Source organism: Streptacidiphilus cavernicola (genome assembly GCF_042510955.1).
GTDB classification, from domain to species: domain Bacteria; phylum Actinomycetota; class Actinomycetes; order Streptomycetales; family Streptomycetaceae; genus Streptacidiphilus; species Streptacidiphilus cavernicola.
Map to the genome: position 1 here is coordinate 369,364 of NZ_JBHFAB010000001.1, position 24,797 is coordinate 394,160.

The window sequence follows — 24,797 nt, forward strand, 5'->3', positions numbered from 1 at the left end:
TTCATTGGCCATCCGCACACGACCGGGTCTACCATGTCCGGTCTGCCGCCTCTCCCTCCGTCGTCGGAGCCGGGGAGTGCGCCGCCCGGCCGGTACCGGGCGGCTCTCAAACTCCATCGAAGACCTTGAGACCGCTGCGCGCCGGGCACCCCCGGTGCCACGCAGCCGGGAAGGCTTTTCCGTGCCTCCGCACACCCAGCGCACCCCCGCAGACGCGTCCAGCCCGTCCACGCCCCCGTCCGACGACCCCCTGCAACGCGAACGCGACCACCTCGCCGCCTCCCGGGCCGCGCTCCGCGCGATGCGGGTGGACGTCGAGTCGCTCGACCTCTCCGACGTCACCGGGAACTGGGTCAACGCCGCGATCCTGCAGCGCGAGATGTCCGACCGGATCAAGGCCCTGGCCGACCTGGCGCACACCCCGCTGTTCTTCGGCCGCCTGGACTACCTGCACGCCCCCGGCACCGACCAGGCCGAGGGGGCCGCCGGAGAGCAGTTCTACATCGGCCGCCGGCACGTCCACGACGCCGACGGCGACCCGATGGTGATCGACTGGCGCGCGCCGGTCTCCCAGCCGTTCTACCGGGCCAGCCGCAAGGAGCCGCTGGACGTCGGGCTGCGCCGCCGCTTCGGCTACACCGGCGGCGACCTCACCGCCTACGAGGACGAGCACCTCACCGACCCGGCCGAGCTGGACACCGCCAGCGCCCTGCTCGCCTCGGAGATCGAGCGCCCCCGCGTCGGCCCGATGCGCGACATCGTCGCCACCATCCAGCCGGAGCAGGACGAGATCGTCCGCGCCGACGTCACCGGCACGGTCTGCGTCCAGGGCGCGCCCGGCACCGGGAAGACCGCCGTCGGCCTGCACCGCGTCGCCTACCTGCTCTACGCCCACCGGGAGCGGCTGGCCCGCACCGGCACCCTGGTGATCGGCCCGAACCGCTCCTTCCTGCACTACATCGAGCAGGTGCTGCCCGCCCTGGGCGAGCTGGACGTGGCCCAGGCCACGGTCGAGGAGCTGGTCTCCCAGGTCACCGTCAGCGGCGCCGACCCGGCCGACGCCGCCGTGGTCAAGGGCGACGCCAGGATGGCCGAGGTGCTGCGCCGCGCCGTCCGCTCCGGCGTCCGGATGCCGACCGAGCCCTGCGTGGTGGTCCGCGGCTCCCGCCGCTGGCGCGTCCCGGCGTACGAACTGGAGGAGATCGTCCAGGAGCTGATGGACCGTGACATCCGCTACGGGGCCGCCCTGGCCGCGCTGCCGCAGCGGATCGCGCACGCGGTGCTGGTGAAGATGGAGAACGGCGGCGAGGCCCCCGACGACCGGGTCCAGGACGCGGTGGCCCGCAACCCCGCGGTGAAGGCCGTGGTCAAGGCGGTCTGGCCGGTGGTCGACCCGGCCAAGCTGGTGTTCCGGCTGCTCTCCGACCCGGACTTCCTGGCCGCCTGCGCCGAGGGCGTGCTCACCCCCGAGGAGCAGGCCACCGTGCTGTGGCCGAAGCCCCCGCGCAGCCTGCGCGCCGCGCCCTGGTCGCTGGCCGACGCCGTCCTGGTCGACGAGGCCCGCGACCTGGTCGAGCGGACCCACTCGCTCGGCCACGTGGTGCTGGACGAGGCCCAGGACCTCTCCCCGATGCAGTACCGCGCGGTCGGCCGCCGCTGCACCACCGGCTCGGCCACCGTCCTCGGCGACATCGCCCAGGGCACCACCCCGTGGGCCACCGCGACCTGGGCCGAGGCGCTGCGGCACCTGGGCAAGCCGGACTCCAGGGTCGAGGCGCTGACCAAGACCTTCCGGGTGCCCAGCGAGGTGATCCGCTACGCCTCACGGCTGCTCCCCGGCATCGCGCCGGACCTGGCTCCAGCCGAGTCGGTCCGCGAGTCGCACGGCGCGCTCAGCGTCCGCCGGGTGCCAACCGGACGGCCGGACCCGAGGACGGCAGCCGACGAGCCGGACGACTCCGCCGCGCTGGACGCCGCCTCGGCGCTGACCGACGCCGCACCAGCGGCGCTGACCGACGCGGTGGTCGCCGCCTGCCGGGAGACCCTGCGCAACGAGGGCTCGGTCGGCCTGATCGCCGCCGACGCCCGGATCCCGGCGCTGGCCGCCGCGCTGGACACGGCCGGCCTGCCCTACCTGGACCCCGGAACCGAGACCACCGCCGAGGCCCGGCTGACCCTGGTCCCGGCCTCGCTCGCGAAGGGCCTGGAGTACGACTACGTGGTGCTGGACGAGCCGGCCGCGATCGTCGACGGCGAACCGGACGCCCGCACCGGGCTGCGCCGCCTCTACGTCTGCCTCACCCGCCCGGTCTCCGGGCTCACCGTGCTGCACGCCAGGCCGCTGCCCCCGGTGCTCACCGACTGAGCCCGGCCGTCCCGTCCCGGGGGACGGGGACTACGCCGCGATGTGCTCGTCCGCGTCGACCAGGCGGCGCCACTGCTGGACCAGGCCGGTGTCCACCGGCGTGGTCCAGCCGCCGGGGCGGACCATCCCGCCGACGTGGAACCCGGCGATGCCCAGCTTGCGCAGCCCGGGGACCTGGTCGGCCTTGAGCCCGCCGCCGACCAGGATCTGCGGACGGTAGCCGGGCTCGCCGGACCGCGCCGACTCGGCCGCCAGCACGTCGATCCCGGCCGCCACGCCCGCGGCCGAACCGGCCGTCAGCACGGTGTCCAGGCCGGGCAGCCCGTCGATCGCGGCCCGGACCGAGGCCCGGTCCACGGCGTTGTCCAGCGCCCGGTGGAAGGTCCAGCGGCAGCCGGGGATGGCGTCCAGGACGGTCCGCACCGCCTCCAGGTCCACGCCGCCGTCGGGGGTGAGGAAGCCGAACACGAACTCCTCCGCGCCCTCGGCCCGGAGCGCCTCGGCAGTGGCCGACAGCGCCTCCAGGTCGCGCGGCAGGAAGCCGTCACGGTCGCGCAGCATGACCCGCAGCGGGATGTGCACCGCGGCGCGGATCCTGGCGAACTCCTCCACCGACGGGGTGAGCCCGTCGGCGCCCATGTCGACAGCCAACTCCAGGCGGTCGGCACCACCGGCGGCGGCTGCCACCGCGTCCTGCTTGCACGTGGCGATGACCTCGAAGATCGGGCGGGCTGACACGGTCCTTCTCCCTCTGCTCATGATGTCCGGACCGACCGTCGAAGATTGGTCTAGACATATTGCTTAGCCTGCCATATCTGACGGCTGCGCGGCGAGTCCTGTTCCGTGCTTGATCGCACAAACTTCGGCAGCCCTCTCCCTCACAATGGCGTCATGCCACCGCTGCCGCATCCGGACGCCGCCCTCGCAGCCGCCCTGCTCGACCGCTGGACCGCCCTGCTCGGACGGCTCGCCCCGGCCGGCTCAGCGCCGCCCGCCCCCTTCGGCGACGAACTGCTCCGCCGCTGGTCCGAGCCCCAGCGGCGGTACCACACGCTGACCCATCTGGCCGCGGTCCTGGACGTCGTGGACCACCTGGCCGAGCAGGCCGAGGACGCCGACGCGGTGCGCCTCGGGGCCTGGTTCCACGACGCCGTGTACGCACCGGACCGGGCCGAGAACGAGGAGCGCAGCGCGCGGCTCGCGGAGCGGGTCCTGCCGGAAGCGGGGGTTCCGGCTGCGGTGGTGGCCGAAGCGGCCCGGCTGGTGCGGCTGACCACCACCCACGAGCCGGCCGCGGGCGACCGGAACGGGGAGGTGCTGTGCGACGCCGACCTCGCGGTCCTCGGCGGGGCCCCCGCGGCCTACGCGGCTTACGCCGCGGCGGTCCGGGAGGAGTACGGCTTCGTGCCCGACGCGGCGTTCCGGGCGGGCCGGGCGGAGATCCTGGAACAGCTGCTGGGGCTCCCTGCGCTGTTCCGTACGGAACGGGGGCACGCCGCTTATGAGGAGGCGGCTCGGGGGAACCTGCGGGCGGAGTTGGACGCCTTGCGTCCGTAGGGGCTCTTGTTCGCGCAGTTCCCCGCGCCCCTGACATGTGCAACTGATCGAGCTGCAGACCCCCAGGGGCGCGGGGAACTGTGCGAACAGCAACCCCCTACCCAGCCGCACCCTTCCGCCGCCGCAGCCCCGCAGCCGCCAGTCGGGAAACGATCTCACGGCTGGAGACCGGAACCGCCCCCGCCGCCACCGCCGCCTCGTACAACCGCGCCGGAACGTCGTAGTGGTCCCGCTCGAACCCCCGCGGGGGAATCTCCAGCCGCCGCGCGAACGCATGCAGCTCCGCGTAGGACGTGTCGCTGACCAGGTGCGACCACATCCGCCCGTGTCCGGGCCAACTCGGCGGGTCGATCAGGATCATGCGCCCAGCGCCCCGACCGCGGCGATCACCAGGCCCTCCTTCTCGCACACCCAGTGCGGATCGGGGCCCAGCTCGGGATCGACGCTCAGCGCCTGAAGCTCGCCCTCGACCGCGCAGGACCCGCACAGCGGCCAGCGGCCGTAAGCCTCCAGCAGGGCGTCCTGGATGTCCTGGGCGACCAGCCCGAGCAGGAACTCCACCCCGTCCGGCCACTGCTCGACCCACCAGCGGCGCTGGGCCACCGCGTCCTCCAGCATCGAGACCACCGCCGCGTCGGCGATGTCGCGTGAGGTCAGGTCCCGCAGCACGTCCGCGCGGGCGCTGTGCAGCGCGGCCTCGATGGCCGGGTCCGGTGTGCCTGCGGGGTTCACGGGGTTCTCGGCGGCGTCCATCCCCCCATTCTCCCAAACCCGGCGGCAGCCGGGAACGCAGCGAGGCGGCCCGCCCCCGAAGGGGAGGACCGCCTCGCTCAGGTACCGCTGATCCGGCCGGGGGCCAGGATCAGAAGTCCATGTCACCACCCGGCATGCCGCCGCCGCCCGCGGGGGCACCGGCCTTCTCGGGCTTGTCGGCGATGACCGCCTCGGTGGTCAGGAACAGCGCGGCGATGGAGGCCGCGTTCTGCAGGGCGGAGCGGGTGACCTTGGCCGGGTCGATGATGCCGGACGCGATCAGGTCGACGTACTCGCCGGTCGCGGCGTTGAGGCCCCAACCCGGCTGCAGGTTGCGGACCTTCTCGACCACGACGCCGCCCTCGAGGCCGCCGTTGAGGGCGATCTGCTTGATCGGGGCCTCCAGCGCGACCTTGACGATGTTGGCGCCGGTGGCCTCGTCGCCCTCCAGCTCCAGCTTCTCGAAGACCACCCCGGCCTGCAGCAGCGCAACGCCGCCACCGGCGACGATGCCCTCCTCGACGGCGGCCTTCGCGTTGCGGACGGCGTCCTCGATGCGGTGCTTGCGCTCCTTGAGCTCGACCTCGGTCGCCGCGCCGGCCTTGATCACGGCCACGCCGCCCGCGAGCTTCGCCAGGCGCTCCTGGAGCTTCTCGCGGTCGTAGTCGGAGTCGCTGTTGTCGATCTCGGCGCGGATCTGGTTGACCCGGCCGGCGACCTGGTCGCTGTCGCCGCCACCGTCGATGATGGTGGTCTCGTCCTTGGTGATGACGACCTTGCGGGCGGTGCCGAGCAGCTCCAGACCGGCGTTCTCCAGCTTCAGGCCGACCTCCTCGGAGATGACCGTGCCGCCGGTGAGGATGGCGATGTCGCCGAGCATGGCCTTGCGGCGGTCGCCGAAGCCCGGGGCCTTGACGGCGACGGACTTGAAGGTGCCACGGATCTTGTTGACCACCAGGGTCGACAGGGCCTCGCCCTCGACGTCCTCGGCGATGATCAGCAGCGGCTTGCCGGACTGCATGACCTTCTCCAGGATCGGGAGCAGGTCCTTGACCCCGCCGATCTTGGAGTTGGCGATCAGGATGTACGGGTCGTCGAAGGACGTCTCCATACGCTCCAGGTCGGTGGCGAAGTACGCCGAGATGAAGCCCTTGTCGAAGCGCATGCCCTCGGTGAGCTCAAGCTCCAGGCCGAAGGTCTGCGACTCCTCGACGGTGATGACGCCTTCCTTGCCGACCTTGTCCATCGCCTCGGCGATGAGCTCGCCGATCTGCGGGTCGGCGGCGGAGATGGAGGCGGTGGAGGCGATCTGCTCCTTGGTCTCCACGTCCTGCGCCTGCTCCAGCAGCTGGGCGGAGACGGCCGCCACGGCCTTCTCGATGCCGCGCTTCAGGGCCATCGGGTTGGCGCCGGCGGCGACGTTGCGCAGGCCCTCCCGGACCAGCGCCTGGGCCAGCACGGTGGCGGTGGTGGTGCCGTCGCCCGCGACGTCGTCGGTCTTCTTGGCGACCTCCTTGACGAGCTCGGCGCCGATCTTCTCGTACGGGTCCTCGAGCTCGATCTCCTTGGCGATGGAGACACCGTCGTTGGTGATCGTGGGGGCGCCCCACTTCTTCTCCAGGACGACGTTGCGGCCCTTGGGGCCGAGCGTGACCTTGACAGCGTCGGCGAGCTGGTTCATCCCGCGCTCAAGGCCGCGACGAGCTTCCTCGTTAAACGCAATGATCTTGGCCATGGAAGTGGTCCTCCCGGACAGGGTGGCTGCGAGTGGACCGCGCTGGCGCCCGCGACGGACGGTCCCGGCCGGCGACGGTCACTTCCCGTCGCGCCCGGAGCCTCACCTACCCGGCCCGTTGTCACTCTCTACCTCAGAGTGCTAACGCCAATGATTAGCACTCTCACCCCTTGAGTGCAAGCAGATGTCCGGAGCCCGACCCGGGACCCGGGGCCGGAAACGCCGGTAGGCCGCCGCCCCTGCTGGGGCATCGGCCTACCGGAAGGTCTGTCAGCGATCGCTCGACCGAGCGGTCACACCACGCGGACCATGTCCGCCTGCGGACCCTTCTGACCCTGCGAGATCTCGAACTCGACCCGCTGGCCCTCTTCGAGCGACCGGTACCCGTCCATCTGGATCGCGCTGTAGTGGACGAACACGTCCGCACCACCGTCGACCGCGATGAAGCCGTACCCCTTCTCCGCGTTGAACCACTTGACGGTGCCCTGAGCCATTCCGAACTCCCCTATTACTGGCCCTTTCACGGACCGCACTCCGCGGACCGGGCCGTGCCCCTGCGCGGCACGCAGTGCATCGACCGACGCTGAATGTATCCACTCCGATGCCCTCTGCAACAGGGCGCACGGCACAGAATTCTCGTCATTGTTTATCGGGCATAAGCCGATCAATATCGGCAAACCGCCACAAGATCGACGGGGCATACCGGTGTCATCCGGGCAAATCACCGGACAATTTCTCAGGAATCAGGCAGCCGTTTCCGGCATATGCCGTCTCGACCCGCGGGACGCCGGTGGCACAAGGGGTCAGGCCAGGCCCGGGGGAAGGTAATCGAAGGAACCGGAATGCACTCTACCTGCTCCGCGGACCCGTTCAGGACAGACCCCGGGCGACAATCGGCCATTGTCCGGCCGATGCGTTTCGGACATGCGAAGGGCGTCCCGGCCGAACGGCGGGGACGCCCCTTCCGGAGAACCGGGATCAGCAGCCGCCGGCGACCGCCGGGATGATGGAGATCGCGCCGCCGTCGGCGACGGCCGTGTCCAGGCCGTCCGCGAAGCGCACGTCGTCGTCGTTCACGTACACGTTCACGAAGCGGCGCAGCTTGCCGCTGTCGTCGAGGATGCGGCCGCGGATGCCGGTGTGGTTGGCCTCCAGGTCCTCGATCACGGCGGCGAGGGTCGCCCCCTCGGCCTTCACCTCGGCGGCGCCGCCGGTGTAGGTGCGCAGGATGGTCGGAATGCGGACGGAGACACTCATACGAGGCCAGCCTCTCGGAACGAGTCAAGGGTGGGGCGGATGGTGGCGGACAGGCCGGTGGTCGGTTCCACCGCGTCCAGGGTCTTCAGGCCGTCACCGGTGTTGAGGACCACGGTCTCGGCGGCCGGGTCGAGCAGGCCGTTCTTGATCAGCTTCTGCAGCACGCCCACGGTGACCCCGCCCGCCGTCTCGGCGAAGATCCCCTCGGTCCGCGCCAGCAGCTTGATCGCGTCGACCACCTGCTCGTCGTTGACGTCCTCCACCGCGCCGCCGGTGCGGCGGCAGATGTCCAGGACGTACGGGCCGTCGGCCGGGTTGCCGATCGCCAGCGACTTGGCGATGGTGTCCGGCTTCTGCGGCCGGATCACGTCGTGGCCTGCCTTGAAGGCGACCGAGACCGGCGAGCAGCCCTCGGCCTGGGCGCCGAAGATCTTGTAGGGCCTGTCCTCGACCAGGCCGAGCGCGATCAGCTCCTTCAGCCCCTTGTCGATCTTCGTCAGCTGGGAGCCCGAGGCGATCGGGATCACCAGCTGGTCCGGCAGCCGCCAGCCCAGCTGCTCGCAGATCTCGTACGCCAGGGTCTTCGAGCCCTCGCCGTAGTAGGGGCGGAGGTTGACGTTGACGAAGCCCCAGCCCTCGCCGGCCGGGTCGCCGATCAGCTCCGAGCAGAAGCGGTTCACGTCGTCGTAGTTGCCCTCGATGCCGACCAGCTCGCCGCCGTACACCGCGGCCATCACCACCTTGCCCTGCTCCAGGTCGTGCGGGATGAACACGCACGAGCGCAGCCCGGTCCTGGCCGCGGCGGCGCCCACCGCGCCGGCCAGGTTGCCGGTGGAGGAGCAGGAGAGGGTGGTGAAGCCGAAGGTGCGGGCGGCCTCGACGGCGATGGCGACGACCCGGTCCTTGAACGAGTGGGTCGGGTTGCCGGAGTCGTCCTTGACGTACAGGCCGCCGGTCACGCCCAGCTCGCGGGCCAGGTTGTCGGCCTTGACCAGCTTGGTCCAGCCGGGGTTGAGATTGGGCTTGTCCGCCACGTCCGCGGGGACGGGCAGCAGCGGCGCGTAGCGCCAGATGTTCGCCGGGCCCGCCTCGATCCGGGCCCGCAGCGCCTCCGGGTCCCCGGTGGGCAGCTCGTACGCCACCTCAAGCGGGCCGAAGCACTCGGTACAGGCGAAATCGGGGGCGAGCGGGGTCCGCGCACCGCACTCCCTGCAGGACAGGGCGACGGCGGGACCGAACGACTCAGCGGTTACTTCAGCCATGATGGCGAGGCCCTCTCTCCTCATCTTCCCCGCGGCGCGTCTCGCCGCAGGACGGAATTGGCACCTTCCCCACCAGGGCCTCTACGGCGTGTGCTGGCAGGAGGGTTGCCGGGACTTCAACGGGCCGTTCCCTCAGTCCCTCTGGATGAGCTCTATGGCGGACGGTCGCTGCCGATCCGCGTTTGTCCGGCGCGTGGATACTGTGGAGTGCGCCGGTCGTCCCCATGACTGTAACCGAAGCACTGTCCGCGATCACAGATCGTCCGCGGGGCGAGACGCGTCACAGCGGGGACCGCGACCGGAGACCACTACCGAGGAGTCCTGTGCTTGACGAGGTCGCGGACTGGCTGCGCCACCGCTCCTGGACGGCGGCCGACCGCTCCCTGCCGGAGCTGCTCGCCGCCAAGCGGGCGACCGGACACAGCGTCAGCGTGGTGCTCCCGGCCCTGGACGAGGAGGCCACGGTCGGCGGGATCGTCTCGGCCGTCCGCCGCGACCTGATGGACGCGGTGCCGCTGGTGGACGAGCTGGTGGTGGTCGACTCCGGCTCCGCCGACGGCACCGCGCGGGTCGCCGCCGAGGCCGGGGCCCGGGTGGTGCACCGGGACGCGATCCTGCCCGCGCTGCCCGCGCTGCCCGGCAAGGGCGAGGTGCTGTGGCGCTCGCTGCTGGCGACCCGCGGCGACATCGTCTGCTTCGTCGACGCCGACCTGCGCGAGTTCGACCCCGCGTTCGTCTCCGGCATCGTCGGACCGCTGCTCACCGAGCCCGGGGTGGCCTTCGTCAAGGCGATGTACGACCGGCCGCTGGAGACCGCCGACGCGGTCATCCCGGCCGGCGGCGGCCGGGTCACCGAGCTGGTCGCCCGTCCGCTGCTGAACCTGTACTGGCCGCTGCTGGCCGGCTTCGTCCAGCCGCTCGGCGGCGAGTACGCGGCCCGGCGCTCGCTGCTGGAGCGGCTGCCCTTCCCCACCGGCTACGGCGTCGAGCTGGGGCTGCTGGTGGACGCCCTGGAGCTGGCCGGTCTGGACGCGCTGGCCCAGGTGGACGTCGGGGTCCGGCACCACCGGCACCAGGACTCCCAGGCGCTGGGGCGGATGGCCGCCGCCATCCAGCTCACCGCGCTGGAGCGGCTCAGCCGCGGCAACCGGCTCAAGGCCGCCGACGACCTGGCCACCCCTCAGCTGACCCAGTTCACCCGGACCGCGGCCGGATTCACCCCCAGCACGGTGGACCTCCCGGTGAGTGAGCGCCCACCCATCGTCACGCTGCCGACCGTCACACCGCCGCCGAACATCACACCGACCGCGAAAGACGTTTGACCAGGGCTTGGGAAGGCAAGGCTCAGCATCATGGTCACCGCAAGCCCGGCATCGATTCTGCTCGCCTCCAACCGGGGGCCGGTCTCCTTCACCATCGAGGACGACGGCGCCCTGACCCCGCGCAGGGGCGGCGGCGGGCTGGTCTCCGGCCTCTCCGCGATCGGTGACGAGGTCGACTCGGTGTGGGTCTGCGCCGCCCTGACCGAGGGCGACCGGGCCGCGACCCGGCAGGGCCTGGACGACCCGTCCGTCCGGATGCTGGACATCGACGCGGGCACCTTCGCCCGCGCCTACAACGGGATCGCCAACTCCACCCTGTGGTTCGTGCACCACCTCATCTTCAACACCCCGACCACCCCGGTCTTCGGCAGCTCGTTCCGGCGCGAGTGGACCTCCTACGAGATCTACAACACCTCCTTCGCCGAGGCGCTGGCCGAGAGCGCGGCCGAGGGCGCGACCGTGCTGGTGCAGGACTACCACCTGTCGCTGACCCCGCGGCTGCTCCGCGAACTGCGCCCGGACCTGCGGATCGGGCACTTCTCGCACACCCCCTGGGCTCCACCGGACTACTACCGGCTGCTGCCCGACGACGTGGCGGTGGACGTGCTGGAGGGCATCCTCGGCGCGGACCACGCCGGGTTCCTCACCCGGCGCTGGGCGGCGGCCTTCGCCGACTGCTGCGAGGCGGTGCTCGGCGCGGAGGTCGACCGGGCCGCGCTGACCGTCAGCCACAAGGGCCGGACCACCCGGCTCGGCGTGCACCCGCTGGGCGCGGACGGCGAGTTCCTGCGGGAACGGGCACACCGTCCGGACGTGGACTCCCGGCTGGCCACCCTGCGCGACGCGGTCGGCGGCCGGAAGACGGTGGTCCGGGTGGACCGGACCGAGCTGTCCAAGAACATCGTCCGCGGCCTGCACGCCTACCGGCACCTGCTGCGGACCCGCCCCGAGTGGCTGGACCGGGTGGTGCACATCGCCTTCGCCTACCCGTCGCGGCACGACCTGCCCGAGTACCGCGAGTACACCGCGTCGGTGCTGCGGGTCGCCCAGGAGATCAACGACGAGTTCGGGACCGCCTCCTGGCAGCCGGTGATGCTCCAGGTCGACGACGACTTCGCCCGCTCGCTCGCGGCCTACCGGCTGGCCGACGTGGCGCTGGTCAACCCGATCAGGGACGGGATGAACCTGGTGGCCAAGGAGGTCCCGGTGGTCTCCGACGCGGGCTGCGCGCTGGTGCTGTCGCGCGAGGCCGGGGCGTACGAGGAGTTGGGCGGTGACGCCGTCGCGGTGAACCCGTACGACGTCATCGCCACGGCCGAGGCCCTGCACACCGCGCTGACCATGCCCGAGGAGGAGCGGTCGGCGCGGTGCGGGCGGCTGGCGGCGGCGAGCACCGCGCTACCGCCTTCGGCGTGGTTCCTGGAGCAGTACCGGGCTCTGACGGACGGTCAGAGTTAGGGCCAGGGTCACTTGGAGCAGGAGTAGTTGAATCCGGCGGTGGCGCTGTGGGCGCCCGGTGCGGTGATCTCCACCGTGGCGGTGGCCTGCAGGTCGCCCTGGCCCTGAACGGTCCAGCGCAGCGGCAGCGACACCGTGTGCACCCCGGAGGGGACGGTCTGGGTCAGCGCGCCGCTGTCGGTGCCGTCGCTGCGGACCCAGTGGTAGTGGATCGTCCCCGAGCTGCCGTTGGTCTGCACGGTCGCGGTGAGCTCCTCGGTCCCGTCGCAGGCGAGGGCGGCGGGGGTCGCCTTGACGGCGACCGAGGTGATCGAGAGCGGTGTGCCGAAGTGCTGCCAGAGCAGGAAGGCGAGGACGGCCAGCAGCACGAGCACGGCCAGCAGCCAGCCGCCGAGCAGCCGCTTCTTCGCCTTCGTCGCACCGGCCCCGGCGCCGGTGCCTGCGGCTGCCCCGGCCGGGCCCTGGCCCTGCCAGACCGCCATGGTGCGGGCGGTCTTGGGGTCGGGCACCCCGGGCCCGAACCGGATCAGATTCTCCGGCTCCGGCAGCTCGTCCGGCGGCGGCACGGGCGGCGAGAACACCGTGGGGGTCGCCTCGTAGGCGGGCATCGGCGCCCCGTACACCCGCTGCGTCGGCTGGTACCCGGCAGCACCGGGCTGCGCCCCGAGCTGCACGGTCGAGGTGTCCGCCGCCGGCGGAGCAGCATGCCGCTGCGGCGGCCGGAGCCGGTGGGTGCCGTCCTGGGGAGCGGCGTCGCGGGGGGTGTCCTCCGGGGTCGTCATCCGATTACCTGCTCTTCCTGACAGTGCAGAGTGATGGTGTCGTTGGACCACAGGAAGCCGGGGTCGTCAGGCGTCTGGTACCACAGGTACGACGAGGTCTTGCACAGGGTGCTGCCCACAAGGACGTTGCTGAAGCCGTCGTCCTTGAGTTCCTGCTGCACCACGGCGAGCGTCACCCGCCGACCCTCGACGAGGCCCGGGTAGGCCACGCAGGCGTAGGTGCGTGAGGAGAAGCTCACCTTGCTGGTCCTGGGTACCGAGCTGCCGGCCCTCAGGCTCTGCTGGTAGACCCCGGCCGGGGCAGCGGCATCGCAGACCTGGGCCAGCGTGTAGCTGATGTTGGCCTTGTCGAACCCGGCCCGGACCAGCGCCGACTGAGCGGCGCCGGTGGAGAGGCCGTTCAGGTCGGGCACTGTCGCCGTCGCCACCGTGGGCTTGGGCGTGGGGGATGTCGTCGGTGCCTTGGTCGGGGCCTTGGTCGTCGGGTCGGTGACCGGGACCGTGGGTGCGGGGCCTGCCGGGGACGTGGTCGGGGCGGCTGTCGGGGTGGCCGAGGCGGTCGGCGTCGGGGTGACCGTGGCCGTGTCCGACGGGGTCGCAATCGGGGTCGGGGTGCCGCTCGGGGTGAAGGACGTGGTGGCGGCTGGGGTCGGGCCGGCTACGGGCTTGGTGTGGGTGGTGCCGTTGCCGACCACGCCGGAGGCGTATCCCCCGCCGAGCAGGCCGAGGACGACCGCCCCCGCCAGCCCGCCGACCAGCACCCGCTTGGGTATCAGCCGCTTGCCGACCCCCTTGCCGACACCGGCTCCCGCCCCCGCCCCCGCGCCGAGCACCGTGGTCGCCAGCGCCGTGCCGCCGTCCGCGGCGACGCCCCCCGCCGAGGGGAACAGCAGCGGCAGCAGCGCCGCCATCGCGGCCAGCTTCCGCTGGCCCTTCTCCTCCCAGTCCTCGCCGTAGGCGACTCCGGCGACCGCCTCCAGCTCCGCGACGAACGCCGCCGCGCTGCTCGGCCGCTCGTCGGCCGTCTTCGCCAGGCCGCGCCGGATCAGCGGGCGGACCGCCTCCGGCGCCTCCTCGTCCGGGATCGGCGCGGTGGTGTGCTGCACCACCAGCTCCGCGAACTCGGTTCCCGGGTAAGGCCGTTTGCCGGTGAGGCACTCGAAGAAGGTGGCCGTGGCCGCGTAGACGTCGGCCGCCGCCGTGGCCGGGTCGCCGGTCCACTGCTCGGGGGCCATGTACGGCGGGGTCCCGGCGATGCCGCCGTCGTCGCCGGTCTTCACGGCGATGCCGAAGTCCACCAGTTTCGACGAGCCGTCCGCCGCGACCAGCACGTTCTCCGGCTTGTAGTCGCGGTGGACCACACCCATCGCATGCGCCGCGGCCAGCCCCAGCAGTGAGCCCTTGAGCACCACCAGCGCGGCTTCGGGGCCGGTCGCCCCGGCCTCCCGCAGCAGGGCCCGCAGGGCGATGCCGTCCACCAGCTCCATCACGATGGCGGCGCCCTCCGGCCCCTCCACGTACTCCCAGAGCCGCACCACGTACGGTGTCTCCAGGTCCCCGAGCAGCCGCGCCTCCGCGCGGAACTCCTCCAGGAAGTCGCTGTCGGCGCGGAGTTCCTCGCCGAGGTACTTGATCGCGACCGCGGTGCCGGTCTCGTCGTGCAGCGCGAGGACGACGCGTCCGCTCGCCCCCGAGCCGAGCTCCCGCGTGTGCCGGTATCCGGGAACAACCCATTCCATCGTGCCACTACCCCCTGTGTCACTGGGAAGGTAGCGCCTCGGAGGTCACCGCGGGGTACTTGAAATGTCACCGTTATCCGACAACAGGCCCTTCGTCAACGGACGTTCTGCCTACGGACTTTGCCCCGTTCGACGCCCCGTCAGCCCAACGCGTCGGCGAGCGCGTCCAGCAGGGCGACCACGCCCTCCGGGCCGGGGACGATCAGGTCGGCCCGGTCGGCCAGCGCCCGCACCGGGGGCTCCCCGGTGGTCGGGGCGCTGCACACCAGCAGCGCGTCGACCCGCTCGGTCGCCCGCAGCGCGTCCACCGCGTCGTACGCGGCGACGTCGCCGAGGTCGTCCCCGGCGAACAGCACGGTCGCGGCCTCCCGCTCGCGCAGGAACGAGGTCAGCGCGACGCCCTTGTCCATGCCGGGCGGACGCAGCTCCAGCACCATCCGTCCGGGCTCCACCGCCAGCCCGTGCCGGGCCGCGGCGGCCCGCAGCGGGGCGTCCAGCGCGGCCAGCGCGGCGTCGGGTTCGGCGGCGCGGCGGGTGTGCACGGCCAGGGCCCGGCCCTTGTCCTCCAGCCAGGTCCCGGCCGGGGCGGCGGCCAGCAGCGCCGGGAGCTCGGTCCGCAGCGCGGTGATGCCCGGGTGCTCGGGCGGGGCGCTCAGCTCACCGGTCGCGGCGTCCCAGCGCTCCAGCCCGTAGTGGCCGAGGACGGTGAGGTGCTCCAGGCCGGGGGCGCCGGCGAACCCGGCCAGCCGGACCGCGGTCGCGGCCGGGCGGCCGGTCACCACGGCGACGGCGGCGAGCCGGGGGGCGAGCCGGGCCAGCGCGGACAGCACGCCGGGGTGGGCACGGGCGCGGTCCGGGTCCGGCACGATCGGGGCCAGCGTGCCGTCGAAGTCGAAGGCGGCGACGGCGCGGGCGGGGTCCTTGAGCAGGGCGGCGAGTCCGGCTGCTCCGGCGGGCGTGGTCGGTGCGATGGTGGCGGCCATGCACCCGAGCCTATCGGCGCGAGCGGCGCTGCTCCCGGACCCGGCGCAGCCGGTTGACCAGGACCGCGTCGTGCGCCAGCGCGGCGGGGCGGTCCAGCAGGCCGTTCAGCAGCTGGTAGTAGCGGGCCGGGGCCAGCCCCAGCTGCTCCCGTATCGCGGCCTCCTTGGCCCCGGCGGTGCGCCAGCTCCGCGCCTCCAGCGCGAGGACGGCCCGGTCGCGGTCGGTCAGCTCGTCCGTCATCGGCGCCCCTCCTCCCTCGGCCTGATCCGGTGTGACGATACGACCTGTCATTGTGCCGGTCGGGTACGACACACAGTGCTGCTGCCCCGCGGGCCCCGTTCGAGGCTAGCGTCGGGGGCATGACCAGCATGAGTTTCGCCGTACACATCCCTGACGCGGAGTTGGAAGCCGACCCGCTCGACCCGGAGCAGATCCTGGAGGGGGCACCGGAGGTCTCCGGCCTGGTGCTGTGGGAGTCCGAGGACGGGAAGCAGATCCGCGGGATCTGGCAGATCACCCCGGGCACCGTCTCCGACACCGAGGCGAACGAGCTGTTCGTCGTGGTCAGCGGCCGGGCCACGATCGCGGTCGAGGGCGGCGACACCTTCGACGTCGGTCCCGGCGACGCCTGCGTCCTGCGCGAGGGCGACCGCACCGTCTGGACCGTGCACGAGACGCTGCGCAAGGCCTATCACATCACCCTGGGCTGAAATTTTCCGAATCTGTACGGATTCGGCCGTCATCAGTTCCCCCGAGATCGAGGGGTGTGATACACCCCACACCCAACGGCCTGCCGTGTCCGAATTTATCGCCTGTTGAATCACGACCAAAGGAGACATATCAGCTTTCAAGACCCGGTCTGACCTGGCCAGATCGTGCGCCTGGCAGAGGCAAAGGAGTTGACTCCGGCGTTCCCTGAATCCATGATGATGCCGCTATCCTCCGAATAAAAGTGTCTGCTCCACCGCATCTGCATCTGCGCGCATCAGCAAAAGGGAACCCGTGACGCATTTCTCCAGGAAACCCATTGCCGGCGCACTTGCAGTCGCAGCGGCACTCCTCTCGCTGGCAGGATGCGGCTCCTCCTCGCCGGCCGCGTCACCCGGTCCCGCCGCGCAGGCCCGCACCGCCCCGCCGGCCGTGGTGGACAAGGCGGACTGGCCCGCCGCCGTCCCGCAGCAGGGCCTGGCCAAGGGCATGGTGCTGCCGATGGAGGCGTACGAGGAGAGCTATCCCGACTCCGTCGTGATCCAGAAGGCCCTCAACAAACTCACCGTCGCCTGCCTGTCCGGCTACGGCTTCACCTATGCGCCGCCCGAGCCGGGGACCGCACCGCCGCCCGACTACGACCCGTCCAACATGGAGCGCCGGTACGGGATCTCCGACCCTGCCAAGGCCGCGGTCTACGGCTACCACCTCGCGCACGGCACCCCGGCCAGTCCCACCATGGCTCCCATGAGCGTGGACGAGCAGACCGCGCTCTACGGGCAGCCCTTCCACTCGGCCACCGGCACACCCGCCCCGGCGCCCACCGAGGTCGCCGGCAAGGCCGTCCCCGCGGGCGGCTGCATGCAGAGCGCCTACGACAGGCTGGGCGGCTTCGTCGACACCAGCGTCCCCGACAAGCTCGATGCCCAGAGCATCGAGACGTCCCAGGCCGACCCCAGGGTGCAGGCGGCGCTGGCGCGGTGGTCGGCGTGCATGGCGCGCAGCGGCTACCACTTCAGCGTCCCCGACGACGCCCCCAACGCCGGCGGAACCATGGCGGCGCCGACGGCCGGGGCGAAGGAGATCAAGATCGCAGTGGCCGACGTCCACTGCAAGGCGCAGTCCGCCCTGGTCTCCACCTGGTACCAGGTGGAGAAGGCCGTCCAACAGCACCAGGTCGACCAGAACCTGGCGGCACTCGACAAGGTCAAGCGGCAACTCGCCGACCAGGTCAGGGTCGCCACCGCAATCGCGCAGTGAAACGGCTGCCGCGTTCCTCTCCTCAGGAGTCCATGTGATGACAACACCCCGCCGCCGCAACAAGCGGGCCGCCGCCACCGCCGTGGCTCTGATGGTCTGCGGCCTCAGCGTGCTCGGCACCACCTCCGCCAGCGCCGACATCTCCAAGACCGTGAAGATGGTGGGCGGCGACGGCATCAACACCGCCCGCATGCTGCAGCTCTACTACAACTCCAACTGCGCCGGAGCCGAGGCCGACTTCACCGACGACGTCCCGGACTACGCCGGCTGGGTCACCCTCACCGGCTCGGGCACCCAGCAGACCGAGACCAACTACGTCTACGTCTTCGGCGGACTCAAGGGCGCCAACGGCTACGGCGTCGCCGTCAAGAACAACGCGGCCTCGATGCGCACGGACACCGGTTACTACCACGTCTACTACAACAGCGGCTACAGCGGCCACTCCCAGATCATCATGGGTGACCTGCACGACGCCTGCGTCAACCTCGACTCCACGCTGAAGAACAACAACGCCTCGCAGCTGTCCGGCTGACCGACCCGGCGAAGCGGTTCCCGAGCAGAAGACCCCGGCCGGGGTGGACGCCCTCACAGGCGTCCACCCCGGCCGGGGTTGTTTCGGGACGGCAGTCGGGTCACTCCTGCTCGTCGTTCTCCATGACGGTTTCATAGCCTTCGAGCCAGCCGGCCCGGTCGAGCTCGTAGGGGACGATCTCGAAGCCGTCCGGGGTGTCTCGAAACCCGGAGAGCAGCTTGGCCGAGGCGACGGCCTGCTCAGCACGCTCCGGGGAGCGAAACAGGCCGATGATCTTCAAGTCCTCCTCCCCCGACTCGAATTCATGCACATGCATGACCAGGAAGTATTCAGGCTTTTCTTCGATCACAGTCAACCACCCTACCGGCCGCCCCTGGTCAGACCCTTCTTGATCTTGGCCACATCACCGCCGGGCCCCTTGTCCGCCTTGGTCGGGCAGCGTCCGGTCCCCTCGGTGAAGATCCTCTCGGCGGCCTGTTCCGGCGTTTCTCCCGCCTTGGCCTTCTGCCCGCGCGCGTAGGACGGCACGTCGTTGGCCTTCGCCTTGTCCGACCTCCGCGACTGCTTGGCCTGGGCGACGTTCGGGCTGTCGTTCCAGCTGTTGATCCGATCGTTGATCGCCGAAGCGACCGCGTAGACGACCACGGCCACGACGATGACCACGGCGACGACGACGACCGCGATGGCCAGTGCGGTGAGTTCCTCGGGAATCGCGGCTATTTCAGCCACGGCCCCGAGCGCGGCCAGGAATCCCCAGTTGCCGGAGGGGTCGACCTCGTTGAGCGGATTGTCGTCGACGTACTCGTAGGGGGTCTGCGTGGCCAGGACCTCGGGGTCGACCGTGAGGAACTGCGCCGTCGCCGGGTCGTAGTAGCGGGCTCGGAGGTACGTCAGGCCGGACTCGGCATCGGTGTAGCCCCCGGTGAACTGCAGCGGGGTGGCCGCCGTTCCGGTGTGCGCGGTCACGTTGCCGTAGGCGTCGTAGCCGTAGGCGGCGGACACCGCGCCGGTGCTGTCCAGCAGCGCCCTGGTGGAGCCGACGTCGTCGTGGAAGTACCACTGGGTGCCGGTCGGACCGACCTGCTCGATCGGGGCGTTGTCGGGACCGTAGAGGTAGCTGGTCGTCCCGTCGCTGAGAAGGCTGGGGACCTGGCCGTCGTCCCAGGTAAAGGTGCTGGTCCCGGCCGAGGTCGTCTTGGTGGCCCGCAGTCCCTGACCGTTGTAGGTGTAGGTCGCCGCGCCTCCGGGCCCGGAGAACCCGGTGAGCTGGTTCTGCTGGTTGTAGGTGTAGGTGCTCGACGTCCCGGTGGCGGGCTTGGCCGAAGTGCGGTCTCCCTGGGCGTTGTAGGTGTAGGTCGTGGCACCGGTCGGCGGGCTCGCGCAGTTCGCCGCGCTGGCCGCCTTGGGGAGGGTCCAGCAGAGCTGGTCCGCGGTGTTGAACGCCTGGCTTGAACCGGCACTGGTGCTGGGGTTCTGTGCCTGGTCGTACCCGTAGCCGGTGGTGCCCGAGCCGGTGGTGACGGACTTCACCTGCTCGGTGGCCGTGTAGGCGTAGGTCTCCGCGCTGCCCGGCAGGCCGCTGGGAGTCAGGCTCGCCAACTGCTCGGCGTTGTCGCGGGTGTAGGTCAGCGACGCGAGTGCGGTGCCGCTCTTGGCCACGGCGCCGGCCGACAGTGAGTCATTGCCGTCGAAGGTGTTGGTGACCACGTCGCCGTTGGGGTAGGTGGTCGTGGTCAGGTTGCTGTCGTTGTCGTAGCCGAAGGTCGAGGCCTTGCCGTTCCAGTCGGTGACACCGGTGAGCCGGTTGGCCTTGTCGAAGGTCTGGACGGCCGTCCCGGCCTGGCCTCCCGGGTAGGTCAGGGTGAGCTGGTTGCCGTTGACGTCGTAGGTGTAGCCGACAGTGGCTCCGGACCCGGAGGTCTTCGACGTGACGTCACCGAACGGGTCGTAGGTCCACGTGCTGGTCCCGGTTCCGTCGGTCATCGAGGTGGTTCGGCCGTCGAGGTCGTAGCCGATGCTGCTGACCGGCGGCGTGGCGGAGTCGGAGTAGCTGACCGAGGTCAGCCTGCTGTCCGCGTCGTAGGTGTTCGTCGTCACGGTCCCCGCGGGGTCGGTGACGGTGAGCACGTTCCCGGTCGGGTCGTAGGTGTAGCCGGTCTTGTGACCCGCCGGATCGGTCCGGCCGGCCAGACGGCCCTGGCCGTCGTAGGTGTACGTGGTCTTGTTTCCGGCGGCGTCGACGGTGTCCGCCGTCGTGCCGTTCGGGTTGTAGTCGGTCTTGGTGACGCCGGCGTCGGCGGCCGTCGTCGAGGTGAGCCGGTCGGCGGCGTCGTACCCGTACTGGGTGGTCCTGTTGTTGCCGTCGGTGCTGGAGATCTTGTTCCCGTCGCTGTCGTACCCGACGGAGGTGGTGTGTCCCAGTGCGTTCGTGGTCTTGGTGAGGTCGCCGAACGCGTCGTACTGGTAGGTGGTGCAGCCCTTGGCCGGCGGGGTGCAGCCGACGGCGGTGCCGGCGGCCGAGCCGTCGGGGCTCACGGCCGAGGTGAGCTGACCGGTGGCGGTGTTGTAGCCGTACTGCGCCTTGTCGCCCATGGCGTCGGTGCTGCTCGCCAGGTCGCCGACGGCGTCGTAGCCGAGCGTGGTGGTGTTGCCCAGGCCGTCGACCACACGCGTGTGGTCCGCGGGGTGGGCCGCGCTGTCGTAGTAGTAGTTCACGGTGTGCGAGGTCGGCGTGCTGACGTTGCCGTCGATGTGCTCGGCCGACTGGTCGCTCGACTGCACCGTGGTGCTGGTACGCAGCCCGTAGGTCAGGCTGCCGTCGTTGGTGCCGGTGCCGGTGGCGATGTGCCCGGCCTGGTCGTAGCCGTTGGTGGTGATGACGCCCATCGCGTCGATGGTGCTGACCAGGTCGTTGTCGGCGTCGTAGGTGTAGTTGGTGGTGTAGCCGAGCCCGTCGCTGGACGAGATCTTGTTGCCGTTGTCGTCGTAGGCGAACGTCTCGACGTTGCCCCAGGGATCGGTGATCGTGGAGATCGCCAGAGTGAGCGGGTCATAGGTGTACCCGGTCGTGCTCGGGGACGAGGACCCGTATCCCTGGACGGAGGAGACCAGCAGGCTGTCCTGGTAGGTGTCCAGGGTGCGGTTGCCGGACGGGTCGGTGACTTCGGTCTGACCCGCCGCCAGACCGCCGTCGGGGCCGTAGGTGAACGTGGTGCTGTGTCCGGTCGCGTCGGTCTGGGTGGTGACCCGCTCCGAGGAGTCGTAGACCATCGACATGGCCGGGGTCGGAGTCGTGGTGGTGTCCCCGTAGTACTTGGGCTCGCGAACACCGGTGATCAGATGGGTGCCCGCCTGGTAGGTGTAGACCGTGTGGTCGTCGTCCTTGAGCGAGGGAGTCCTGGTCGTACCGACACCGTAGACGTCGGTGAGGTTGCCGGACGCGTCGTAGCCGTAGCTGACCTCACGGCCGGCCGAGTCGGTCACGCTGGTGATGTGTCCGCCGCTCCACACCAGGGTGTAGGTGCGGCCGCCCGGGTCCTTGACCGTGCTCAACTGACCCGACCCGTTGTAGGTCAGGTTCGTCGCATAGGGTGGGCTCGCCTGGGATCCCGCGAGGTCGCTCTCGGACAGCAGACGTCCGGTGGCGGTGTCGAAGGTGAAGATGTTCTTCTTGGACCGCGTGTACGTGTACGTGGTGCCGCTCTTGGTCAGCGTCGCGGTGTAGCGCGGCGCCGTGGGCGTGTAGGTGCCCGAGGCGTCGGTGAAGGTGACCTGGGAGCCGTCCTCCTGGAAGACCGTGACGTTCCCCGAGGTGCCGTCCGTGGCGGTGTGCAGACCGTAGGAATAGCTCCAGCCGTAGCCGAAGGGTCCGTTGACGGCGAGTGCGCCGTTGGGGCCGTTGGGGTCGGCGACGGCGGAGGCGTAGCTGCGCTGGAAGCTCAGCGGGACGCCGCGGCCGGGCGTGGTCAGGTCGGTGTACTCGTCCCCGAAGTATCCGGTGGCTGTGTCGACCGGGTCACCGGCCGTGCGCTGGGCACAACCGCAGGCGATGAAGGCGGGGTTGGATCCCTTGGGGGCGTCCTTGATGCCGGGAGGGCCGCCGATCGGATGGCCGGGGGTTCCGCCTTCCGGAGTGAAGGCGATGGCGTCGTAGCCGACGTCGTAGCCGCCGGGGGTCATCCCGCTCTTGTTGGACAGTTGCACATTGGCGCCGGGGGCCATGGCGAAGGTGCCGATGGTGACCCACTGCTCGGATTCCCAGTCCTGGTTGACCCGGATCTTCCAGGGGCTGGCACTGCCACCGGGGTTGATCTGGTAGACGACGTCGGTGGCGCGGGCGCCGGTGGCCGGGAAGTGCAGCTTGATCTTGTAGTACTGGGTGCTGGGGAGGTTGGGGGTCCAGGTGCCGGTGTTCATCACCGCCGACTCGGAGCCGTTCTGGGTGTGGGTGAACATCATGTAGCCGCCGAACCCGGCGCCCAGCTGGTGGGTGTCGATCGCACCGGTCGGATCACCGGCGGCGCTGGTGCCGTAGGCCATGGTGAAGGTGCCGTTGTTGGACCAGTTCTCACCCGAGCAGCCGACGATGTTCAGCGGCGTGCTGCCGGTGGCGAGCCCGACCTGGGCGGACACGATGATCGGCGCCCCGCTGGAGGTCGAGGGCAGCACGCTGCTGTCGCGGTTGCAGGTCGGCGGGTGCGGGTCGGCGGAGGACGGCTCGGTGGACCCGGTGCCGTAGGCGTAGCCGCTGGTGCTGCCGGTGGTGGCGACGTTCGGTATCCAGGTGGCGGGCAGGCTCCACCAGCACTCGGAGTCGGCCAGGCCGCAGGTGCCCGCGGTGTTGGCGGCGTTGGGGGTGCAGTGGTTGTTGGTGCCGCAGAAGGTGGTGAACGAGGGGATGTTCAGCCAGTTGCTGCCTCCGTTGTAGGTGGGAGCGGCGTAGGCCTTGGCGGCGGAGCGCAGCAGCGGGGTGCCCATCCAGCCCAGGACGCGTTCCTGGTAGGGCCAGTTGCCGGGGTGGGCGGCGTCGCCGTAGGTGTAGGCGAGGTAGGGCTGGCGGTTCGGGGGGTAGTTGGGGTTGGCCGGGTTGTTGGACCAGCCCAGGCCCCAGGTGCCGTCGGGGCCGGCGCAGGTGGGACCGGGGGTGCAGCTGGTGGTGTTGCCGTAGGCGGCGGTCGGCTGGATGCCGGAGTTGTAGGCCCAGATCGCGAAGTACCAGTTCTCCAGGTACTTGGGGTCGCCGCCGTTGGCGGTGATGCCGGCCGCGTAGAGCTGGTTCCAGGTGCGCTCCAGGATCTGCAGCCCGGCGGCGATGTTCTCCTCGTAGTCCACGGCGATCTTGATCTGGCCGTGGGCGGAGAACTGGGTGTCGGTGCTGGCCATGCCGTTGGTGACCTGGCCGATGCCGTACCCGCAGTCGGCCGCCGCGTAGTTGATCGAGTCGATCGACCCGGCGGTGCCGTAGTAGTTGCCGATCAGCGGGTTGCCGGCGATGCCGGGCAGGGCGTGCCAGGAGGCCTGGTCCCAGTTGCTCTCCTGGGCCAGGATCGCCTCCATCACCGAGCGCGGCACGGTGGTCTGGCTGCTGGACGCCGGGTGCGAGAGCGGGACCTCGGCGAAGTCGCTGTTGGCCGCGTAGGAGACCAGGCCCAGGTTGTCGAAGTTCGCCGGGCGGGAGAGCGCGGTACCGGTCAGCAGGTTCTGCTCGGCCATCTGGACCGCCCAGTCGACCTGGCTGTTGCTCGGCTGCATCGCCTGCTTGGTCGGGTCGTTGCGCGGCACCGAGCACTTGGGCGTCTGCAGCGTCGCCGCCGCCTGCACCGCGTTCGGGGTCACGAACGCCGCGTTGACGGCACTGCCGGCCTTCACCGCCGTCGCTGCGGCCTTGTAGGCGGAGCCCTTGGCGACCGAGCCGGCCGAGGCCGGCACCCCTGCGGGCACCGTGGTCGAGGCGGAACCGGTGACCGGCACCGTGGCCGCCGCCGCACTGCGCTTGACCAGTTTGCGGCTGCCGGTGACCAGGACGGTCGGGTCGCCGGCGGTGCCGCTCTGGTGGTCGCCGAAGACCGCGTCGCCGTCCAGCGAGGTGTAGGCGGGATCGGTCAGCCCGGAGGTGTCGACCGAACGCAGGGAGGAGCCCTTCGCCAGGCTCTTCGCACCGATCACGGTGTTGTGGCCGCCACGGCCCTGGAAGATCGCCGTCTTCGCGGCGGGCCCGGAACCGAGCGTGCGCACCTTGCCGCCGGCCTCGTGGGCCACCTCGGCGGTGGTCGCGCTCTTGGACATGGTCAGGAAGTCGACGCCGCCGTCAGCCGAGGGCCGCAGATTGAAGGGCGTCCCACCCGCTGCGGCCAGCCTGACCGGTTTGACCGTCGCGGCACCGGTCTGCGGAACGGTCACCAGTTCCGAGCCCATGACGCCCACCACGCCGTGCGTGGTGGGCACCGGAGAGGTGAGCTGACCGGCCACCGTACTGGTGTGCAGGACCTTCCCGGTGGCCAGGTCGGCCGTGACCACCTCGCTGGTCTGCTCATCGGTGCCCAGGTACAGGCTGAAGGCCGCCTGGTCCCCGGTCCCGCAGCCCGGGGAGAAGTACTCCAGCCCCACACCGGTGGCGATCGGACGCACCTTGCCGGTCCGCAGGTCCACCGAGTAGGCGAACGCGCCGTGGTCGCGCGCCGCGTCGGTGTTCACGGCGGAAGAGGGCAGGACCGCGACCGCCTCGTAGCGACCGTCACCCGAGGTGCACTGGTAACCGGTCCAGGACGAGTCGTCCAGGTTCCCGGGACGCAGGACCGCGACCTCCTGCCAGGTGAACCCGGACTTCTCCCGGGCGACCTGGATGTGATAGCCGGTCCCGTCACCGAAGGCGTTGACGGCCAGGTCCGTCGATGCGGGGGCCGCCTTGCCGAAGTCGCTCACCGGGTTGGAGCCGGCCGCCGGGGAGGCCGCAGTCGCCGGGGACGCGATGGCGACCCCCAGCAGCGAGGCGGTCAGGGCGGCAGCGACTGCACCGGACCCCCACCTCAGCACGGGCGCGCGCAGCAAGCCGCCCGCGAAATGACGTGACAACACTCGTTATAC

General features: G+C 70.9%; 20 protein-coding genes and 1 riboswitch. Of the genes, 7 read left to right on the forward strand and 13 right to left on the reverse strand.

Annotation, left to right across the window (positions count from 1 at the left end; genetic code table 11):
* Window positions 1-181 precede the first annotated feature (181 nt).
* The gene (locus ACEZDE_RS01630) at window positions 182-2,365 is read left to right on the forward strand and encodes a HelD family protein (RefSeq protein WP_380530879.1); all 2,184 of its coding nucleotides are present in this window, start codon (window positions 182-184) and stop codon (window positions 2,363-2,365) included.
* Window positions 2,366-2,395: 30 nt separating this feature from the next.
* On the opposite strand, the gene ACEZDE_RS01635 is transcribed toward ACEZDE_RS01630, so the two are convergent.
* Entirely contained in the window at window positions 2,396-3,103 is a 708-nt protein-coding gene (locus ACEZDE_RS01635) for a copper homeostasis protein CutC (RefSeq protein WP_380530881.1), read from the reverse strand.
* A gap of 153 nt (window positions 3,104-3,256) precedes the next feature.
* Here ACEZDE_RS01635 and ACEZDE_RS01640 point away from each other — a divergent pair, with 153 nt between their 5' ends.
* Window positions 3,257-3,922 (forward strand): HD domain-containing protein, encoded by a 666-nt coding sequence (locus tag ACEZDE_RS01640; RefSeq protein ID WP_380530884.1) that lies wholly within the window; start codon window positions 3,257-3,259, stop codon window positions 3,920-3,922.
* Window positions 3,923-4,019: 97 nt separating this feature from the next.
* Here the strand turns inward: ACEZDE_RS01640 and ACEZDE_RS01645 are convergent, their stop codons facing one another.
* From ACEZDE_RS01645 to thrC, 6 genes are all read right to left on the reverse strand, one after another.
* Window positions 4,020-4,283, reverse strand: a complete 264-nt coding sequence (locus tag ACEZDE_RS01645) for a DUF4031 domain-containing protein (RefSeq protein ID WP_380530887.1) — start codon at window positions 4,281-4,283, stop codon at window positions 4,020-4,022.
* The gene (locus ACEZDE_RS01650) at window positions 4,280-4,675 is read right to left on the reverse strand and encodes a hypothetical protein (protein WP_380530890.1); all 396 of its coding nucleotides are present in this window, start codon (window positions 4,673-4,675) and stop codon (window positions 4,280-4,282) included. The genes ACEZDE_RS01645 and ACEZDE_RS01650 overlap by 4 nt, the downstream gene beginning before the upstream one ends.
* 109 nt (window positions 4,676-4,784) lie before the next feature.
* Window positions 4,785-6,410 carry a chaperonin GroEL gene (gene groL, locus ACEZDE_RS01655; RefSeq protein WP_380530893.1) on the reverse strand — a complete coding sequence of 542 codons (1,626 nt, stop codon included), beginning with the start codon at window positions 6,408-6,410 and terminating at the stop codon, window positions 4,785-4,787.
* Between the two features lie 293 nt (window positions 6,411-6,703).
* Complete coding sequence (locus tag ACEZDE_RS01660; RefSeq protein ID WP_030255564.1) at window positions 6,704-6,904, reverse strand: cold-shock protein; 201 nt, start codon at window positions 6,902-6,904, stop codon at window positions 6,704-6,706.
* Between the two features lie 484 nt (window positions 6,905-7,388).
* Window positions 7,389-7,667: a MoaD/ThiS family protein gene (locus tag ACEZDE_RS01665; protein WP_380530896.1), complete on the reverse strand. Its 279-nt coding sequence runs from the start codon at window positions 7,665-7,667 to the stop codon at window positions 7,389-7,391.
* Complete coding sequence (gene thrC, locus ACEZDE_RS01670) at window positions 7,664-8,953, reverse strand: threonine synthase (RefSeq protein ID WP_380530897.1); 1,290 nt, start codon at window positions 8,951-8,953, stop codon at window positions 7,664-7,666. Before thrC ends, ACEZDE_RS01665 begins: the two co-directional genes overlap by 4 nt.
* Window positions 8,947-9,081: riboswitch (SAM riboswitch) on the reverse strand. Its footprint overlaps the gene before it by 7 nt.
* Window positions 9,082-9,252: 171 nt before the next feature.
* Between thrC and ACEZDE_RS01675 the strand changes: the two genes are divergently transcribed.
* Together ACEZDE_RS01675 and ACEZDE_RS01680 are read left to right on the forward strand one after the other, a co-directional pair.
* Window positions 9,253-10,251 (forward strand): glucosyl-3-phosphoglycerate synthase, encoded by a 999-nt coding sequence (locus ACEZDE_RS01675; RefSeq protein ID WP_380530899.1) that lies wholly within the window; start codon window positions 9,253-9,255, stop codon window positions 10,249-10,251.
* Between the two features lie 30 nt (window positions 10,252-10,281).
* Complete coding sequence (locus ACEZDE_RS01680) at window positions 10,282-11,709, forward strand: alpha,alpha-trehalose-phosphate synthase (UDP-forming) (protein WP_380530902.1); 1,428 nt, start codon at window positions 10,282-10,284, stop codon at window positions 11,707-11,709.
* Window positions 11,710-11,717: 8 nt separating this feature from the next.
* Here the strand turns inward: ACEZDE_RS01680 and ACEZDE_RS01685 are convergent, their stop codons facing one another.
* From ACEZDE_RS01685 to ACEZDE_RS01700, 4 genes are all read right to left on the reverse strand, one after another.
* Window positions 11,718-12,491 (reverse strand): hypothetical protein, encoded by a 774-nt coding sequence (locus ACEZDE_RS01685; RefSeq protein WP_380530904.1) that lies wholly within the window; start codon window positions 12,489-12,491, stop codon window positions 11,718-11,720.
* The gene (locus ACEZDE_RS01690) at window positions 12,488-14,230 is read right to left on the reverse strand and encodes a protein kinase domain-containing protein (protein WP_380530907.1); all 1,743 of its coding nucleotides are present in this window, start codon (window positions 14,228-14,230) and stop codon (window positions 12,488-12,490) included. The genes ACEZDE_RS01685 and ACEZDE_RS01690 overlap by 4 nt, the downstream gene beginning before the upstream one ends.
* 140 nt (window positions 14,231-14,370) lie before the next feature.
* Window positions 14,371-15,213, reverse strand: a complete 843-nt coding sequence (gene otsB / locus ACEZDE_RS01695) for a trehalose-phosphatase (protein WP_380530910.1) — start codon at window positions 15,211-15,213, stop codon at window positions 14,371-14,373.
* 10 nt (window positions 15,214-15,223) lie between these two features.
* Window positions 15,224-15,454 (reverse strand): DUF3263 domain-containing protein, encoded by a 231-nt coding sequence (locus ACEZDE_RS01700; RefSeq protein WP_380530913.1) that lies wholly within the window; start codon window positions 15,452-15,454, stop codon window positions 15,224-15,226.
* Between the two features lie 119 nt (window positions 15,455-15,573).
* On the opposite strand from ACEZDE_RS01700, the gene ACEZDE_RS01705 reads away from it, so the two are divergent.
* The 3 genes from ACEZDE_RS01705 to ACEZDE_RS01715 all read left to right on the forward strand — a co-directional run bounded on the left by ACEZDE_RS01705 (window position 15,574) and on the right by ACEZDE_RS01715 (window position 17,714).
* A complete protein-coding gene (locus ACEZDE_RS01705; RefSeq protein WP_380530915.1) occupies window positions 15,574-15,924 on the forward strand; it encodes a cupin domain-containing protein in 351 nt (116 codons plus the stop codon).
* A 292-nt stretch (window positions 15,925-16,216) separates the two neighbouring features.
* The gene (locus ACEZDE_RS01710) at window positions 16,217-17,182 is read left to right on the forward strand and encodes a hypothetical protein (protein ID WP_380530918.1); all 966 of its coding nucleotides are present in this window, start codon (window positions 16,217-16,219) and stop codon (window positions 17,180-17,182) included.
* 37 nt (window positions 17,183-17,219) lie between these two features.
* Complete coding sequence (locus tag ACEZDE_RS01715; RefSeq protein WP_380530921.1) at window positions 17,220-17,714, forward strand: hypothetical protein; 495 nt, start codon at window positions 17,220-17,222, stop codon at window positions 17,712-17,714.
* 100 nt (window positions 17,715-17,814) lie between these two features.
* Here ACEZDE_RS01715 and ACEZDE_RS01720 read toward each other — a convergent pair whose 3' ends face one another.
* On the reverse strand, window positions 17,815-18,063 hold the full coding sequence (locus ACEZDE_RS01720) for a DUF7336 domain-containing protein (protein WP_380530924.1): 249 nt from the start codon (window positions 18,061-18,063) through the stop codon (window positions 17,815-17,817).
* An 11-nt stretch (window positions 18,064-18,074) separates the two neighbouring features.
* Window positions 18,075-24,788 (reverse strand): RHS repeat-associated core domain-containing protein, encoded by a 6,714-nt coding sequence (locus ACEZDE_RS01725; RefSeq protein ID WP_380530927.1) that lies wholly within the window; start codon window positions 24,786-24,788, stop codon window positions 18,075-18,077.
* Between the last annotated feature and the right edge of the window lie 9 nt (window positions 24,789-24,797).

Bases quoted from the DNA above. Each gene is read 5' to 3' on its own strand.
- ACEZDE_RS01640 (WP_380530884.1), top strand. From the start codon at position 3,257: ATGCCACCGCTGCCGCATCCGGACGCCGCCCTCGCAGCCGCCCTGCTC.
- ACEZDE_RS01645 (WP_380530887.1), bottom strand. From the start codon at position 4,283: ATGATCCTGATCGACCCGCCGAGTTGGCCCGGACACGGGCGGATGTGG.
- ACEZDE_RS01650 (WP_380530890.1), bottom strand. From the start codon at position 4,675: ATGGACGCCGCCGAGAACCCCGTGAACCCCGCAGGCACACCGGACCCG.
- groL (WP_380530893.1), bottom strand. From the start codon at position 6,410: ATGGCCAAGATCATTGCGTTTAACGAGGAAGCTCGTCGCGGCCTTGAG.
- ACEZDE_RS01660 (WP_030255564.1), bottom strand. From the start codon at position 6,904: ATGGCTCAGGGCACCGTCAAGTGGTTCAACGCGGAGAAGGGGTACGGC.
- ACEZDE_RS01665 (WP_380530896.1), bottom strand. From the start codon at position 7,667: ATGAGTGTCTCCGTCCGCATTCCGACCATCCTGCGCACCTACACCGGC.
- thrC (WP_380530897.1), bottom strand. From the start codon at position 8,953: ATGAGGAGAGAGGGCCTCGCCATCATGGCTGAAGTAACCGCTGAGTCG.
- ACEZDE_RS01680 (WP_380530902.1), top strand. From the start codon at position 10,282: ATGGTCACCGCAAGCCCGGCATCGATTCTGCTCGCCTCCAACCGGGGG.
- ACEZDE_RS01685 (WP_380530904.1), bottom strand. From the start codon at position 12,491: ATGACGACCCCGGAGGACACCCCCCGCGACGCCGCTCCCCAGGACGGC.
- ACEZDE_RS01690 (WP_380530907.1), bottom strand. From the start codon at position 14,230: ATGGAATGGGTTGTTCCCGGATACCGGCACACGCGGGAGCTCGGCTCG.
- otsB (WP_380530910.1), bottom strand. From the start codon at position 15,213: ATGGCCGCCACCATCGCACCGACCACGCCCGCCGGAGCAGCCGGACTC.
- ACEZDE_RS01700 (WP_380530913.1), bottom strand. From the start codon at position 15,454: ATGACGGACGAGCTGACCGACCGCGACCGGGCCGTCCTCGCGCTGGAG.
- ACEZDE_RS01705 (WP_380530915.1), top strand. From the start codon at position 15,574: ATGACCAGCATGAGTTTCGCCGTACACATCCCTGACGCGGAGTTGGAA.
- ACEZDE_RS01715 (WP_380530921.1), top strand. From the start codon at position 17,220: ATGACAACACCCCGCCGCCGCAACAAGCGGGCCGCCGCCACCGCCGTG.